Origin of the sequence: Streptosporangium jomthongense (assembly GCF_042650425.1) — a bacterium.
Lineage (GTDB): Bacteria > Actinomycetota > Actinomycetes > Streptosporangiales > Streptosporangiaceae > Streptosporangium.
This window is the reverse complement of sequence record NZ_JBHSBC010000012.1, coordinates 267,390-282,574: the sequence shown is the minus strand read 5'-3', so window position 1 is coordinate 282,574 and position 15,185 is coordinate 267,390. Positions and strand designations below refer to the sequence as shown.

General features: G+C 72.3%; 14 protein-coding genes. 7 read left to right on the top strand and 7 right to left on the bottom strand.

The genetic code is table 11. From position 1 onward, the window contains the following. Nucleotides 1-88 precede the first annotated feature (88 nt). From ACFOYY_RS12970 to dhaK, 3 genes are read right to left on the bottom strand one after another with little or no spacing between them, the layout of a single operon-like run. On the bottom strand, nucleotides 89-460 hold the full coding sequence (locus ACFOYY_RS12970) for a PTS-dependent dihydroxyacetone kinase phosphotransferase subunit DhaM (RefSeq protein ID WP_386189914.1): 372 nt from the start codon (nucleotides 458-460) through the stop codon (nucleotides 89-91). Between the two features lie 7 nt (nucleotides 461-467). Beyond that, nucleotides 468-1,133, bottom strand: a complete 666-nt coding sequence (gene dhaL / locus ACFOYY_RS12965) for a dihydroxyacetone kinase subunit DhaL (protein ID WP_352009138.1) — start codon at nucleotides 1,131-1,133, stop codon at nucleotides 468-470. Then, nucleotides 1,133-2,125 (bottom strand): dihydroxyacetone kinase subunit DhaK, encoded by a 993-nt coding sequence (gene dhaK, locus ACFOYY_RS12960; protein ID WP_352009139.1) that lies wholly within the window; start codon nucleotides 2,123-2,125, stop codon nucleotides 1,133-1,135. Before dhaK ends, dhaL begins: the two co-directional genes overlap by 1 nt. A gap of 106 nt (nucleotides 2,126-2,231) precedes the next feature. On the opposite strand from dhaK, the gene ACFOYY_RS12955 reads away from it, so the two are divergent. The 4 genes from ACFOYY_RS12955 to ACFOYY_RS12940 all read left to right on the top strand — a co-directional run bounded on the left by ACFOYY_RS12955 (nucleotide 2,232) and on the right by ACFOYY_RS12940 (nucleotide 5,624). Next, entirely contained in the window at nucleotides 2,232-2,984 is a 753-nt protein-coding gene (locus ACFOYY_RS12955) for a lysophospholipid acyltransferase family protein (RefSeq protein WP_386189913.1), read from the top strand. A gap of 69 nt (nucleotides 2,985-3,053) precedes the next feature. After that, nucleotides 3,054-3,605: a hypothetical protein gene (locus ACFOYY_RS12950; protein ID WP_352009141.1), complete on the top strand. Its 552-nt coding sequence runs from the start codon at nucleotides 3,054-3,056 to the stop codon at nucleotides 3,603-3,605. A 461-nt stretch (nucleotides 3,606-4,066) separates the two neighbouring features. Continuing rightward, nucleotides 4,067-4,720, top strand: coding sequence for a class I SAM-dependent methyltransferase (locus tag ACFOYY_RS12945; protein WP_352009142.1), 654 nt, complete (start codon nucleotides 4,067-4,069; stop codon nucleotides 4,718-4,720). 100 nt (nucleotides 4,721-4,820) lie between these two features. Then, nucleotides 4,821-5,624 carry a DUF1028 domain-containing protein gene (locus tag ACFOYY_RS12940; protein WP_386189912.1) on the top strand — a complete coding sequence of 268 codons (804 nt, stop codon included), beginning with the start codon at nucleotides 4,821-4,823 and terminating at the stop codon, nucleotides 5,622-5,624. 78 nt (nucleotides 5,625-5,702) lie between these two features. Here ACFOYY_RS12940 and ACFOYY_RS12935 read toward each other — a convergent pair whose 3' ends face one another. Genes ACFOYY_RS12935 through ACFOYY_RS12920 form a run of 4 tightly spaced genes read right to left on the bottom strand, consistent with a single transcriptional unit; the run spans nucleotide 5,703 to nucleotide 9,885 of the window. Beyond that, on the bottom strand, nucleotides 5,703-6,362 hold the full coding sequence (locus tag ACFOYY_RS12935) for an isochorismatase family protein (RefSeq protein ID WP_386189911.1): 660 nt from the start codon (nucleotides 6,360-6,362) through the stop codon (nucleotides 5,703-5,705). A gap of 20 nt (nucleotides 6,363-6,382) precedes the next feature. Beyond that, complete coding sequence (locus ACFOYY_RS12930; protein WP_386189910.1) at nucleotides 6,383-7,954, bottom strand: (2,3-dihydroxybenzoyl)adenylate synthase; 1,572 nt, start codon at nucleotides 7,952-7,954, stop codon at nucleotides 6,383-6,385. An 11-nt stretch (nucleotides 7,955-7,965) separates the two neighbouring features. Beyond that, nucleotides 7,966-9,114: an isochorismate synthase gene (locus tag ACFOYY_RS12925; RefSeq protein WP_362771656.1), complete on the bottom strand. Its 1,149-nt coding sequence runs from the start codon at nucleotides 9,112-9,114 to the stop codon at nucleotides 7,966-7,968. A 21-nt stretch (nucleotides 9,115-9,135) separates the two neighbouring features. Next, on the bottom strand, nucleotides 9,136-9,885 hold the full coding sequence (locus ACFOYY_RS12920) for a 2,3-dihydro-2,3-dihydroxybenzoate dehydrogenase (protein ID WP_362916389.1): 750 nt from the start codon (nucleotides 9,883-9,885) through the stop codon (nucleotides 9,136-9,138). Between the two features lie 256 nt (nucleotides 9,886-10,141). On the opposite strand from ACFOYY_RS12920, the gene ACFOYY_RS12915 reads away from it, so the two are divergent. The 3 genes from ACFOYY_RS12915 to ACFOYY_RS12905 form a co-directional block, all read left to right on the top strand. Next, on the top strand, nucleotides 10,142-11,482 hold the full coding sequence (locus ACFOYY_RS12915) for a lysine N(6)-hydroxylase/L-ornithine N(5)-oxygenase family protein (RefSeq protein WP_386189909.1): 1,341 nt from the start codon (nucleotides 10,142-10,144) through the stop codon (nucleotides 11,480-11,482). 45 nt (nucleotides 11,483-11,527) lie between these two features. Beyond that, nucleotides 11,528-11,770 (top strand): phosphopantetheine-binding protein, encoded by a 243-nt coding sequence (locus tag ACFOYY_RS12910; RefSeq protein WP_352009149.1) that lies wholly within the window; start codon nucleotides 11,528-11,530, stop codon nucleotides 11,768-11,770. A 94-nt stretch (nucleotides 11,771-11,864) separates the two neighbouring features. Further along, on the top strand, nucleotides 11,865-15,185 hold a 3,321-nt coding region (locus ACFOYY_RS12905), incomplete at its 3' end, for an amino acid adenylation domain-containing protein (RefSeq protein WP_386189908.1).

The following is a 15,185-nucleotide window of genomic DNA, read 5'->3' as shown; positions in this document are numbered from 1 at the left end:
GCGTCCGGTGAGGTCCCGACCCCCCACCTGGGTCCTCACCGGACGGCCGGGCCCGACGCCTCGGCCGGCCGCCGCCCGGAGCCCGGCCTCAGAGTTTGCGGAAGGTCCTGGACTCCTCCGCCGAGGCCAGTACGGCCCGCAGGGACGCCCCCGTGCTCGCTGAGACGACCGCCGCGACGGCGCCCTCGACGAACGGCACGTCGGCGACCACGACCCCGGGGGCCTCGAAGAGGCGGGCCGTCAGGACCGAGCCGCCGAGGTCGGGGATCAGGATCACCCCGTCCCCCTGGTCGACCCGGGAGATCGCCGCGGCCACCAGGTCGGCGCTGTTGCCCAGGCCGCCGTCGGACGCGCCCCCCGCGGGAGCCAGGGGTACGGCGACGCCGCAGATCTGGGCGGCCAGCGTCGCGACCTCCGAGGCGAGCGGCCCGCTGTGGGAGATGAGGACGATGCCGACCATCGGCGCCCTACCCCTGCCCGGGATCGTTCACGGCCGAGAGCAGGGCGGCGAACACGAGCGCGCAGGAGGCGGCGCCGGGGTCCTCGTGACCCGCGCTGCGAGGGCCGAGATAGCTGGCCCTGCCCTTACGGGCCACCATCGGGATCGTGGCCTCCGCTCCCGCGAGGGCGGCCGAGGCCGCCGCCTCGAACGCCTCCCGCTCTTCGGCGACGGCTCGGGCGGCGGCGGGTGACGCGGTGGCCGACTCAAGCGCCCTGACGGCCGGGGCGAGCGCGTCCACCATGGTCTTGTCACCCTCCGCCGCCGACCCCAGCCGCGTGACGCCGTCGAGGCCGGCCCTGAGCGCGCGGGCCAGTTCGGCGGGGGACACCTCGGGAGAGTCGCCGAGAGAGCCGAGGTGCCTGCCCGCCTCCCGGAACGCCGTGCCGTACAGGGGGCCGGAGGCGCCGCCGACCCTGCGGATCAGCGTGCCGCCCACCAGACGGAGCAGGGCGCCGGGGCTGACCGGTGGCTCCTCGGCCAGCGCCTGTACGGCGGCGCCGAAGCCCCGGTCGAGGTTGACGCCGTGGTCGGCGTCGCCGATCGCGGCGTCCAGTTCGGTGAGCCGTTCCCGGTTCGCGCGCACCGTCTCGGCGATCCCGGTGATCCACCGGGTGAGGAGGGCGGTGTCCATCAGCGGCCCCAGCGCAGGGCGGGGGTCTGGACCGGGGCGTCCCACAGGCGGGCGAGGTCCTCGCTCAGCAGACAGGCCGTGACGGAGAAGCCCCGCATGTCGAGGCTGGTGACGTAGTCGCCGACCAGGCTGCGCGCCACCCGCGCGCCCCTGCCGGACAACCGCTCGGCGATCTCGGCGAAGACGATGTGGAGTTCGATGAGCGGCGTGCCGCCCAGGCCGTTCACCATGACCAGGACGTCGCCGGAGAGCGGCATGTCCTCATTGACGGCGTCGAGCGCGACGGCGGCCAGTTCCCGGGCGTCGCGCATGGCGGCGCGTGACCGTCCGGGCTCGCCGTGGATGCCGACGCCCAGCTCGATCTCGGTCTCGCCCAGTTCGAAGGTCGGCCTGCCCGAGACGGGAGTCGTGCAGGCCTCCAGCGCGATGCCGAAGGAGCGGCTCCTGGCGTTGACCTCCCGGGCCACCCGCGCGACCTCGGCCAGCGGCGCGCCGCCCTCCGCGGCGGCTCCGGCGATCTTCTCCACGAAGACGGTCGCGCCGGTGCCCCTGCGGCCCGCGGTGTCCGGGGAGTCGCGCACGGCCACGTCGTCGTCGACGAGCACACGGGCGATCTCGACGCCCTCCTCGGCGCACAGGTCGGCGGCCAGTTCGAAGTTCAGGACGTCGCCGGTGTAGTTCTTCACGACGTGGAGCACGCCCGCGCCGCCGTTCGCGGCGGCGGTCGCGGTGACCATCTGGTCGGGCACCGGGGAGGTGAAGATCTCGCCGGGACAGGCCGCGTCGAGCATGCCGTACCCGACGAAGCCCGCGTGCAGCGGCTCGTGGCCGGAGCCGCCGCCGGAGACCAGCCCGACCTTGCCCGGGGTGGGACCGCAGGCACGGGAGACGATCCGGCCGCCGGGGTCGACCCTCAGGTCGGGGTGGGCGGCCGCCAGCCCGCGCAGCGCGTCCGTGACGACCGTTTCGGCGCTGTTGATGAGCTTCTTCACATTCCTTAGCTCTTCCCGTTCCCGTGTCGTGGCAAGCACGGCGGTGCGGAACTCTCGGCGGGGCGGGGGTACCGGGGGAGGGGGAGGACTGAGGTACGGTTCAGCCATGGCTGAGATCGTGTACCCCCCGGTCATCGCGCTGGCGAAGACCCTGTTCCGCGCGCTGGACCTCAAGATCCATGTCGAGGGCGCGGAGCGGATTCCGCGGACCGGCGGCGCGGTGCTCGCCAGCAACCACATCAGCTATCTGGACTTCATCTTCGCGGGCCTGGCGGCCCTGCCCGCCGAGCGTCTGGTCCGCTTCATGGCGAAGAAGGATGTCTTCGACCACCGGATCTCGGGTCCGCTGATGCGCGGCATGCACCACATCCCGGTGGACAGGGCCGCGGGTGCCGCCGCGTTCGGCGCGTCGCTGAAGGCGCTCAAGTCGGGTGAGGTCGTCGGGGTGTTCGCCGAGGCCACGATCAGCCGGTCCTTCACGGTCAAGGAGATCAAGAACGGCGCGGTCAGGATGGCCGTCGGCGCGAAGGTGCCGCTGATCCCGATGGCCCTGTGGGGCACCCAGCGGCTGTGGACCAAGGGGCGGCCCAGGAGGCTGCTGCAGCGGCACGTGCCGATCACGGTCCTGGTCGGCGAACCGCTGGAGCCCAAGCGCGGTGACGACTACGACGCGGTCACCGCCGAGTTGCGCAGGAGGATGGCCGAGCTGCTCGACCGGGCGCAGCGGACCTATCCGGAGATCCCGCCGGGCGCGTGGTGGCAGCCCAGCCACTTCGGTGGCGGCGCCCCGACTCCGGAGGAGGCCGCCAAGCTGGACGCCGCGGAGGCGCAGGCGAGACAGGGCGACGACCTGTCCTGAAGGCCCGCCCCGGGAGGTCCGCAAGCCGGTGTCAGGTGGGCCACAAGCGGTGTGGTCCACGCTGATCCCATGAATGACGTGTTCGACAACCTCGCCGAGGCCTTCCAGCCCGCCCCGTCGCCGGGGCCGGGGCGTACTCCCGGGCCGGTGGGGATGGCCGTGCTGATGATCCTCTGGGCGGCGCTCGGCCTGGCGCCCTTCGTCTTCGCGGTCGAGGATCTCAAGCTCGCCACGGGGAGGACCGGCTCCCCGGGAACCCTGACGGTCGTCTCGTGCGCGCCTCTGGGGCAGGGGCGTTACGACTGCCGGGGCAGCTTCGTCCTGGACCGCACCGGTGAGACGGTGCAGGTCGCCGCCTCACCCGACTCGACGGTCGGCGACGTCAGGCGCGCCCGGCTCACCCCGGAGGGCGACCGCGCGGTCCCGGCCGGCACCTCGGGTGTGCTGGCCGCCCTCACCCTGCCCTTCCTCGGGGTCGGGGTGCTGGGCTTCCTGCCGTACGCGCTGCTGTACGTCCTGCGGGTACGGCGTGGCCGGCGCCCGGCCGTGGCCGTCGGATGCCTGCTCACGGCCGTCTCTCTGGCCGGTCTCGTCGTCGGCGTGGTCGCTGCCTATTCGTGATGCTTAGAGGTATTAAGAGGGGCGTGATCCGTATGGCATTGGTCATGGTTTTTGGACCGTTCCTGGTTTCTCATTAAGAACCGGCCGAATAGTCGTAAATTTTGCGAATTGAGAGAGGGGGTGGCGCCCGGAAGGAAGTTTCTGTTCGGGATGGCAAGGAGGGGACGATTGGTATTTTTGGGCGAGATGTCCAGCAGGTAAATCCGGTCAAATGTGATATTTCGCTATATGCCTCATGAGTCGCGCGTGTCACCTGATCGCGCACTATAACGATGCACTAACGACGGATATCCCCTCTATGGAAAACTTCCTGAAGTTCATGAGAATCAAGGGGTATCTCCCTGCTGTCTCGCGAACGGGGAATCGGGGGCCGTCGGCTGACGACGGTGAGGCATCGCGAACGTTCAGGAAATCTGACCCTGCTGTCCGGTGTATTGCTCGACTCCGAGAATGGATGCCCGATGAGCCGTTTGACCGCCCTGCGTAGCAGGTTCGTGGACGCTCCTGACTCCCTGGGTGCCAAGGCCCGCGCGCGCCGCTGGCAGTGGCTGGCGCGGGTCTTCCCCGACGTGGGCGACATGACGGTCATCGACCTGGGCGGTACGGCCAGCGCCTGGCTCCGTTCGCCGGTCAAGCCCGCGCGTGTGCACATCGTCAACCTCTCCACCCCGCCCGCCGAGCTGCCCCCGTGGGTGACCGTGGAGAACGGCGACGCCTGTGATCTGCGCGCCGCCACCCACGGCCGCTACGACCTGGTCTTCTCGAACGCGGTCATCGAGCACGTCGGCGGCCACGCCAGACGGGAGAGCTTCGCCGAGGCCGTCTACGACCTGGCCGACCGGCACTGGGTGCAGACGCCCTACCGCTACTTCCCCGTCGAGCCGCACTACGTCTTCCCCGGGTTGCAGTTCATGCCGATGGCGGTGCGGGCGGCGACCGTGCGGCGCTGGCCCCTGGTGCACACCCGCCCGGCGGACCGGGCGAGCGCGGTGCGCTCGGTGGCCGAGATCGAACTGCTCAGCAAGACCGAGATGCGGCACTACTTCCCGGACTCGGAGCTCCACTACGAGTGGATGGCCGGTCTGGTGAAGGCCCTGATCGCGATCAAGCGTTGAGTTCGCGGATGGACCGTGCCAGGACGACGGCCCTCCAGCGGAGACGGGGCCGTGCAGGGGTGATATGGACCTCGCCGTTTTGTCCGGGTACGGTCGGCGCGTGACGTTTTCGATCGTGGCAAGGGCCGGTGACGCCTACGGGGTCGCCGTGGCGAGCAAGTTCCTGGCGGCCGGGGCGATCGTGCCCGCCGCGGAGGCGGGCGCCGGAGCGCTGGCGACCCAGGCGTGGGCCAACGTCGCCTTCCGGCCGCAGGGACTGGCGCTGCTGCGTACCGGGACGCGGGCCGAGGACGCGGTGGCCGGGCTGATCGCCTCCGACCCCGGGCGGGACCAGCGTCAGCTCGGCGTGGTCGGAGCCGACGGCGCGGGCGCCACCTTCACCGGGCAGGAGTGCCCCGCCTGGGCGGGCGGGGTCAGCGGTGACGGCTACGCCATCCAGGGCAACATCCTCACCGGCCCCGAGGTGGTCCGGGAGATGGAGGCGGCCTGGCTGGCCGCCGCGGAACTGCCCCTCGCCGAACGGCTGGTGGCCGCGCTGGCCGCGGGCGACGCCGCCGGCGGCGACAGCAGGGGCAGGCAGAGCGCGGCGGTCTACGTGGTCGAGGCGGGCGCGGGCTACGCGGGCGCGGGCGACGTCGCCTGTGACCTGCGCGTCGACGACCACCCCGACCCGGTGACCGAACTGCGCAGGCTGCTGGACGTCCACGAGCTGCTGTTCGGCAGGCCCGACCCGGAGAGCCTGCTGGAGATCCGGGGAGAGCTGGCCGAGGAGATCGAGGCCCGCCTGAAGGAGCTGGGACACGACACACTCGACCAGTGGGCCGGGGTCGAGAACCTGGAGGGCAGGCTGGTCGAGGGCAGGATCGACCCGATCGTCCTGGCCCGCCTCAGGGGAGACGCCTGAGGCGGCCGGGTCCCGGCGAGGACGGGGTCACCAGGGCGTCCCCACGCCGGGACACCCTGGTGACGACGCCGTACGGGATCAGCGGGCCACCACGGTGGCCGCGGTGGTGAGCCGCTCGTTCAGACGCCGGGTGGTCAGGACCATCGCGCACCGCTCGGCGGCGTAGGTCAGGGCCATCCCGTGGTGCTCGGCGGAGAAGTCGGCGACGGCGTCGGCGACGAAGAAGACCTGCGTGTCACTCATGAACGCGTCGCAGGCGGTCATCAGGCAGCCGATGTGGGCGTAGATCCCGGTGACGACCAGCTGGTCCCTGCCGGTCTCCGTCATCAGCTCGCGCAGGCGGGTGCGGTGGAAGGCGCTGTAGCGCCACTTCACGAGGTGGACGTCGCCGGGACCCGGGGCCAGGGCCGGGATGATCTCCTGGGCGCCGGGCTCGGGGCCGATCCCCGCCCCCCAGAAGTCCTGCAGCAGGCCGCGCTGCGTGCGGGTCTGCCCGCCGGGCTGGGCCGAGTAGACGACGGGGACACCGAGCCGCCCGGCGGTCTCGCGGAGCGCGGAGACGTTCGCCACCAGGTCGGACATCGGCGACGCCCCCTGGGTGAACGCGCTGACGAAGTAGTTCTGCATGTCGTGCACGAGCAGCAGCGCACGCCGTGGGTCCGGCGTCCACTCCACCCGGTTCTCGGGCAGCCCCTCCTCTCCCGGCATGGGATAGGGGGCGATGGCGGGAATGGCCACGTCGTTCCTTTCTTCGGTCGTCAACGGGTTCTGAGCCTGACCTTGCTGACCTTGCCGACGGCGGTCGTCGGCAGCGTCTCGGTGAACTCGATCCGGTCGGGGATCTTGTAGTCGGCGAGGCCCCGCTCCCGCAGGAAGGCCTTCAGCTCGGGCACGCCGACGGGGGATCGGGTCACGACGTGGGCGCAGGACCGTTCGCCGAGATAGGCGTCGGGGATCGCCACGACCGACACGTCGTGCACGGCCGGGTGGGCGAGCAGGTGGTTCTCGACCTCCTCGGCCGCGATCTTCTCGCCGCCCCGGTTGATCTGGTCCTTCGCCCGTCCCTCGACGACGAGGTGGCCGGTCGGCGTCCGCCGTACGATGTCGCCGGTCCGGTAGAAGCCGTCGGGGGTGAAGGCGGTCGCGTTGTGCTCCTCGGCGCGGTAGTAGCCGCGGATCGTGTACGGCCCGCGGGTGAGCAGGTGACCGGTCTCCCCGGGGGCGACCGGGGAGCCGGAGTCGTCAACGATCAGGATCTCGTCGTCGGGTGAGATCGGCCTGCCCTGCGTGGTGACGACGATCTCCTCGGGGTCGTCGAAGCGGGTGTAGTTGACCAGTCCCTCGGCCATCCCGAAGACCTGCTGCAGGGCGCAGCCGAGGGCGGGGCTCACCCTGCGCGCCGCCTCCTCGCTCAGCTTCGCCCCGCCGACCTGCAGCACGCGCAGGCTCGACAGGTCGTGCTCGGCGCGGCGGGCGGCCTCGACCCACAGCAGCGCCAGCGGCGGCACCAGCCCGGTGATCGTCACACCCTCCGCCTCGATCAGCGGGAAGCAGGTGTCCGGCCCAGGGTGGGGGGCCAGCACCGCGCGTCCCCCGGCGTACAGGGTGCCGAAGACCCCGGGGGAGCTCATCGGGAAGTTGTGCCCGGCGGGCAGCGCGCACAGGTAGACGCTCGTCTCGTCGAGCCCGCAGATCTCGGCGCTGGCGCGGAAGCTGTAGATGTAGTCGTCGTGGGTGCGGGGAATGAGCTTGGGCAGCCCGGTGCTGCCGCCGGACAGCTGCAGGAAGGCCACGTCGGAGGGGACCGGGCCGGGGATGTCCGTGGGGCCCGCGCCGTCCGCGCGCAGGGAGTCCAGGGCGACGTGCCCACCGGGGTCGCCGTCCACGATCACGTGCGGCACCTTCAGCCCCTCGGCGAGCCGCCGGTGGTCGAAGCCGTCGTGGACGTCGGGGATGACGTACGCCGCGGCCTCGGTGAACTCACAGAAGTAGGAGATCTCCGAGGACCGGTGGGCAGGGAGCGCGAACACCGGCAGCGCCCCGATCCGGAACAACGCGAAGCAGACCTCGTAGAAGGAGATCCGGTTGGGGAGCTGGACGACGACCCGGTCACCGGGGCCGATCCCGAGCCCGAGCATGCCGGTCGCCAGCCCGTCGGCGCGTTCGTCCAGCTCGCGGTAGGTCACCCGCTCGCCGCCGCCGACCAGGGCGACGCGGTCGCCGTGCGCCGCGGCCCGTTCGCGGAGCAGACCGCCGAATGTCTCGCCGCGCCAGTATCCGGCGGCGCGGTACCGCTCGGCGAACTCCGGCGGGTACGGCACAACGCTCATCGTGGTTCCCGTCAATCGTGGGTTGAGGCCTGCGCGCCGAGACCGAGGGCGTGCAGGAGGGTGCGGAACTTCGCGGAGGTCTCGTCGAGTTCGGCCTCGGGGACCGAGCCCGCGACGATGCCGCCGCCCGCGAACAGGCGGACCCCGGTCCGCGACACCTCGGCGCAGCGGATGGTGACGGCCCACTCGCCGTCGCCCGAGGCGTCGCACCAGCCGACCATGCCGGTGTAGAAGCCGCGGTCGAACGGCTCGATGTCGGCGATGGCGGCGCGGGCCGCCCCGGTGGGCGTGCCGCAGACGGCCGGGGTCGGGTGCAGCGCGACGGCCAGGTCGAGTGAGGTCGTCGCCGGGTCGTTCAGGCGGCCGGTGACCCTGGTCGACAGGTGCCACATGGTGGCCGTGCAGACGAGTGAGGGCTCGGCGGGCACGCTGAGCGCGCGGCAGTGCGGGGCGAGCGCGTCGGCGACCGCCTCGACGACGACGGCGTGCTCCCGCTGGTCCTTGGCGGAGCAGAGCAGGGCCGCCGCGCGGCGGCGGTCCTCCTGCGGGTCGGCGCTGCGCGGCGCCGACCCCGCCAGGGGGTTGGCCACCACGGCCGGTCCGGTACGGGAGACCAGCAGCTCGGGACTCGCGCCGACCAGGGTCCTGTCACCGGGCAGCGGCACCGCGAAGATGTGGCCGTGCGGGTCGCGGCCCGCCAGGCGGCGCACCATCGTCACGACGTCCACCGGTTCGGGTCGGGTCAGCTCCAGGGACCGGGCCAGGACGATCTTGTCCAGGGCGCCCCGTTCCAGCAGGTCCAGGGCGCGCCGTACCCCCTTGCGGTGGTCGGCCGGGCTGGGGACCGCGACGATCCGCCACGGCTGCCCCGGTTCGGCCTCCGGCGGGTCGCAGGGGACGAAGGGGTCGGCCCACCGGGCCCGCTCCGGCGCGACGAGGTGCGCCGCACCCGGCTCGTCGAACGGGATGGCGCCCATGACGAGACCCGCCCGCTCCCGCACGCGGCCCGCCAGCTCGCGCAGCGTCGCCGCGGGGGGCACCACGTCGGCGCACCCCTGGCCCAGCAGCGTGTGCTGGGGGGAGGAGAAGAGGGAGGAGAGCCCGGGACGGTACCCGTGCAGCAGCTCGGAGGCGGTGACCGCCTCGTATGCGATGCTCAAAACTAGCCTTTCCTACAGAAGTCAGGCTCGCAGCGTGGCGCCGCCGTCCACGTACAGGTCCTGCATGGTGATGTGCCGCGCACGGTCGGAGGCGAGGAAGGTCACGGCGTCCGCGATGTCGGCGGGGTCGGCGACCCGGCCGAGCGGGATGCCGACCCTGAAGGTCGCGGGATCGCCCTCAAGCACGGAGCGCCGGTCGAGCCCGGCCTGCATCACGGTCTCCGTGGAACCGGGGGAGACCACGTTGCAGCGGATGCCGTGCTCGGCGAGTTCGAGCCCGAGGCAGCGGGTGAACATGGCGGAGGCGGCCTTGGAGGCGGCGTAGGCCGCCATCCCCATCCGGGGCACGCCGCCCGCGTTCGACGCCACGGTGATGATCGTCCCGGAACGGCGGGGAACCATCCTGCGCGCGACGGCCCTTGAGACGTGGAAGACGCCCGAGGCGTTCACCGCGAACACCCGGTTCCAGTCGTCCTCGCCGAAGTCCGTCACCGCGCCGGTGCGCAGGATGCCCGCCACGTTGACCAGGACGCCGATCGGGCCGAGGAGGTCCTCGACCTCCGCGACGACCGTCTCCATCCGTGCGGGGTCGGTGACGTCGGCGACCAGCCGGGTCACCTTCTCGTCCCGGTCCTCCCAGGGTTCGGGAAGGAGGTCGACCCCGGCGACGGCGGCTCCCGCGCGGGCGAGCGCGGTCGTCACGGCCGCTCCGATACCTCGTGCGGCACCCGTCACGAGTGCCACGGCACCCGAGAGGCCGGGCTCGTTCATCGCTCTGCCCTCACTGGTCAACTTAGGTAAGCCTAAACTTAGGTAAGCCTAAATTTACCTTCCACGTCTCGACAAGGTCTGTCAAGAGATCGACTGTTGTGATCTGGTTCACACTGGATTGCCCCTTGACGTCCGTCTTGACGGGATAGATCTTAGGTAAGACTTACCTAAGTGCTTTAGGTGGATTTTGGGCCCTTCCATTACGCATGCCCTTTTTCTGAGGGGGGCTCAGCCATGCCCAGACACGAGGAGCGGAATGTCGGAACCCCCCGCGGAGAGACCACGGTCTCGGCGGCCACTCGACCTGGTCGGCGTCGGATTCGGTCCGGCCAACCTCGCCCTGGCCGTGGCGTTGCGAGAGCACGGCACGACGGGAACGGCTCTGGAGGCGGCGTTCTTCGAGCGCCGTGAGCGATTCGGCTGGCACCCGGGAATGCTCATCGAAGGGGCGACGCTGCAGGTCTCCTTCCTCAAGGACCTCGCGACCCTCCGCAACCCCGCCAGCGAGTACGGCTTCCTGTTCTACCTGCACGCCAAGGGCAGGCTCGCCGACTTCGTCAACCACAAGACGCTGTTCCCGACCCGCGTCGAGTTCAACGACTACCTGGAGTGGGTCGCCGCGCTGTTCGCCCACCAGGTCACCTACGGCACCACGGTGCGCGGCGCCCGGCCCGTGTGGGACGCCCACGGCGACGCCGGGCGGATCGAGGTCCTCGGCGACGACGGCCAGGTCCTCGGCCGCACCCGCAACCTGGTGCTCGCCCCCGGCCTGCGGCCCCGGCTGCCCAAGGGCGTGCGCCTGTCCGAGCGCGTCTGGCACAACGCCGACCTGCTGACCCGGCTGGCCGGGCTGCCCCCGCTCACCCGGCGGCGCTTCGCCGTCGTCGGCGCGGGACAGAGCGCCGCGGAGGTCACCGACCACCTGCACCGGACCTACCCGGAGGCCGAGGTCTGCTCGATCTTCACCCGGTACGGCTACAGCCCCGCGGACGACAGCCCGTTCGCCAACCGGATCTTCGACGCCGAGGCCGTGGACGAGTTCCACGCCGCCCCCGAGGACGTCCGGCGATCCCTGCTGGACTACCACGCCAACACCAACTACTCGGTCGTCGACCTCGAACTCATCGAGGAGCTCTACCGGCGCGCCTACCAGGAGAAGGTCGTCGGCCGGGAACGGCTGCGCATCCTCAACGTCTCCCGCGTCGCGGGCCTGGACGAGGTCACCGACGGCGTGCGCGTGCACGTCGACCACCTGGCGACCGGCACGAGCACCGTCCTCGACTGCGACGCCGTGGTCTTCGCCACCGGCTACCGCCCCGTCGACCCGGCCGAACTGCTCGGTGACCTGGCCGGGCACTGCCGCCTCGACGACGAGGGACGGCTGCTGGTCGGCGCCGACTACCGCGTGCTCACCGACCCGTCCGTCAAGGCCGGGATCTACCTGCAGGGCGGCACCGAGTACGCCCACGGCCTGTCGTCCTCCCTGCTGTCCAACGTGGCCGTCAGGGCGGGGGACATCGTCCGCTCGATCGCGGGCGGCCCCCGCGCGAGCGGCCTGCCCGGCGTGGACTCCGCGTCCGTGGCCGCCCTCGGCTAGACAGCCCGCCCCCCGACCACCCGACGAGAAAGCAACGGTCACCCCATGTCGCTGAGCCACGAGCGCGTCCGGGAGGACGTCGCCGACGTCCTGTCCGAGCAGCCGGCCGAGATCTCCGACGACGAGAACCTCCTCGACCGCGGACTCGACTCGATCCGCGTGATGAGCCTCGTCGAACGCTGGCGCGCGGCGGGCGTCAGCACCACCTTCATCGAACTGGCCGAGCAGCCGACCGTCGCCGCCTGGTGGCGGCTCATCAGCGACCGCATGGAGGACGGCGGCCGGTGAGCCGGGCCGACGGCGCCTGAACCACGTTCGGCGGGCCGGGCCGCAGGCGCCCGGGATCCGCCATGGAAGACGAGATCCGAGAAAGAGGTTCCCCTTGCCCGCGGACGTGCTCGCGCTGACCGGCGCGCAGCTGGGCGTCTGGTACGCCCAGCGCCTCGACCCCGCCGACCCGAGCTTCAACGTCGGCCAGTACGTCGAGCTGTGCGGACCCCTCGACCTGGACCTGTTCGGCGAGGCCGTACGGATCGGGGTCGGTGAGACGCAGGCCCTGAACGTGCGGATCGTGGACGGCCCCGACGGGCCGTGGCAGGTGATCGGCGAGGCCGCGGACTGGGACTTCGGCGTCGTCCGCTGCGACCCCGAGGAGGCGCTGCGCGCCATGCGGGCCGACCTCGCGACCCCGGTCGACATCCTGACCGGGCCGCTGGTCGCCGAGACCCTCTACGAGGTCGGCCCCCAGCGCTATCTCTGGTACCAGCGTTTCCACCACATCCTCATGGACGGCTACAGCTTCGCCCTGCTGGCCGGGCGGGTCGCGCAGATCTACACGGCGCTGGCCGCGGGCAGGCCGTACGGGGACAGCCCGTTCGGGCGGCTGGGGGCGGTCGTCGGCCAGGAGGTCGACTACCGGACCTCCGGCGGGCGCGAGCAGGACCGCGACTGGTGGCGCGAGCACCTCGCCGACCGGCCGGAGGTCGCGGAGATCACCTCGGGGACCTCCACGTACGGCTTCCTGCGCGAGCGGGCCGAGTTCCCCGGCCAAGCACTGCTCGCCGTCGCCAAGGAGGCGGGCGGGACCTGGGCCGACGCGGTGACCGCCGTCACCGCCGCCTACACCTGGCGGATGACCGGCGCCGCGGACGTCGTCCTGGGCATGCCGTTCGCCGGACGGTTCGGCGTGGCGTCGATGCGCGTGCCGGGCATGACGGTCAACGTCCTGCCGGTCAGGCTCCTCCACGAGGCGGAGACGACGCTCACCGGCCTCGTCCGCCAGGCCGCCGCCGAGATCGTCGCCGTCCGGGCCCACCAGCACTACCGGGGCGAGGACCTGCAGCGCGACCTCGACCTGGTCGGCTCGGGACGCAGGCTGTACGGCCCCTCGGTCAACGTCAAGGCCTTCGACTACGAGCTCTCCTTCGCCGGGGTCGACGGCGTCACCCGCAACCTCGCCGCGGGCCCCGTCGACGACCTGGAGTTCTCCTTCTACAAGACCCCCGACGACGTCCTGGTCGTCGAACTCGACGGCAACCCCGGCAGGTGCACGCCCGAGACCCTCAGGGCGCACCTGCGGCGCTTCCTCGCCTTCGCCGACGCCATGACCGCGGCGCCGGGAACGCCGGTCGCGGAACTGCCGCTGATCACCCCGGCGGAACGCGACCTCGTCGTCGACGGCTGGAACGCCACCGGGACGCCCGTCACCGGCGCGACCCTCGCCGAGGCGTTCCGCGCCCAGGCCCGCAGGACGCCGGAGGCGGTCGCGGTCCGCGACCTGTCCGGCACCGGGAGCGGTCTCAGCTTCGCCGAGCTCGACGCCCGCTCCGACCGGCTGGCCGCGCTGCTGCTCGGCAGGGGAGCGGCCCCCGAGCGGACCGTCGCCCTCGAACTGCCCCGCGGCACCGGCATGATCGTCGCCCAGCTCGCCGCCCTCAAGTCCGGCGCCGCCCACCTGGTGCTCCCCACCGACCTGCCGGAGGAACGGCGCGCCTTCCTGCTGGCCGACGCCGGCCCGGTGCTCGTGGTCACCCCGGAGACGCTCGCCGAAGCCGAAGCGGGGGCGGAGACCCTCCCCGAGGTGACCGTACGGCCCGCCTCGCTGGCGTACGTGCTCTACACCTCCGGCTCGACCGGCCTGCCCAAGGCCGTCGCCGTCACCCACGCCACCCTCGCCAACCTGTGGGAGCACCACCGCGTCACCCTGCACGCCGGACCCCGCAGGAAGGTCGCGCACTCCTACGCATTCTCCTTCGACTCGGCGTGGGGGCCGTTCCTGTGGATGGTCTCCGGGCACGAACTGGTCGTCCTCGACGAGCACGAACGGCGTGACCCCGCCTCCTTCACCGGGCTCGACGTCATCGACGTCTCCCCGTCGTTCTGCCTGCAACTGGCCGACGCCGACATGCTCGACCGGCCGGGACACCCCGGGCTCGTGCTGCTCGGCGGGGAGGCCGTGCCGCCCGCGCTGTGGCGGCGGCTGCGCGAGACCCCCGGTGTGCGCGCACACAACCTGTACGGCCCGACCGAGTTCACCGTGGACGCCCTGTGGGCCTGGCTCGACGACAGTGAGGAACCGGTCGTCGGCCGTCCCGTCGGCGGGGCCAGGGCCTACGTGCTCGACGCCCGCCTGGCCCCGGTGCCGCCCGGCGTGACCGGGGAGCTGTACGTCGCGGGCGGCGGCCTGGCCCGCGGCTACCTGAACCGGCCCGGCCTGACCGCGGAACGGTTCGTCGCCGACCCCTTCCAGCCGGGCGGGCGGATGTACCGCACCGGCGACATGGCCCGCTGGCGCCCCGACGGGACCCTGGAGTTCCACGGCCGCACCGACGACCAGATCAAGATCCGCGGCCACCGGGTCGAGCTGGGCGAGGTCGAGGCCGCGCTGACGGCCGTGCCCGGCGTCACCCAGGCCGCGGCCGCCGTGCGCGGCGGGCTGCTGACCGGCTACGTCGTCGGCGACGGCCTGGAGGCCGCCCGGGTGCGGGGCACGCTGGCCGCCCGGCTGCCCGGCTACATGGTGCCCGCCGCCGTCGTCGTGCTCGCCGCCCTGCCGCTGACCGGGCACGGCAAGCTCGACCGGCGCGCCCTGCCCGCCCCCGAGTTCACCGCCACGGGCCGCCCGCCGCGCGACGCGACGGAGGAGACGCTCTGCGGGATCTTCGCCGAGGTCCTCGGTCTGCCCGAGATCGGCATCGACGACAACTTCTTCGAGCTGGGCGGCGACAGCATCACCTCCATCCAGGTCTGCGGGCGCGCCCGCAAGGCCGGGCTCGCGGTGACGCCCCGCCAGGTCTTCGAACTGAGGACCGTCGCCGGTCTGGCCGCCGTCGCGGGAGCCGTACGGCAGGCCCGCCCCGACGACGGCGTGGGGACCGTCCCGCTCACGCCCATCGTCGCCTGGCTGCGCGACCTCGGCGGCTCGGTCACGGCGTTCCGGCACACCGCCTCCGTGGACCTTCCCGAGGGGGTCACCGGCGAGCGGGTGCTTCAGGCGGTGCAGACCCTGCTCGACCACCACGACGCGCTGCGCGCCCGCCTCAACCCCGACTGGACCCTCGACGTCCGGCCCCCCGGCGCGGTCGCCGCCGCCGACGTCGTCGGTACGACCGCCGGCCCCGGGGAGGACCTCGACCCGGCGGCGGGCCGCATGGTCGCCTTCACCCACGAACCGGGACGGCTCACCGTCGCCGTCCACCACCTC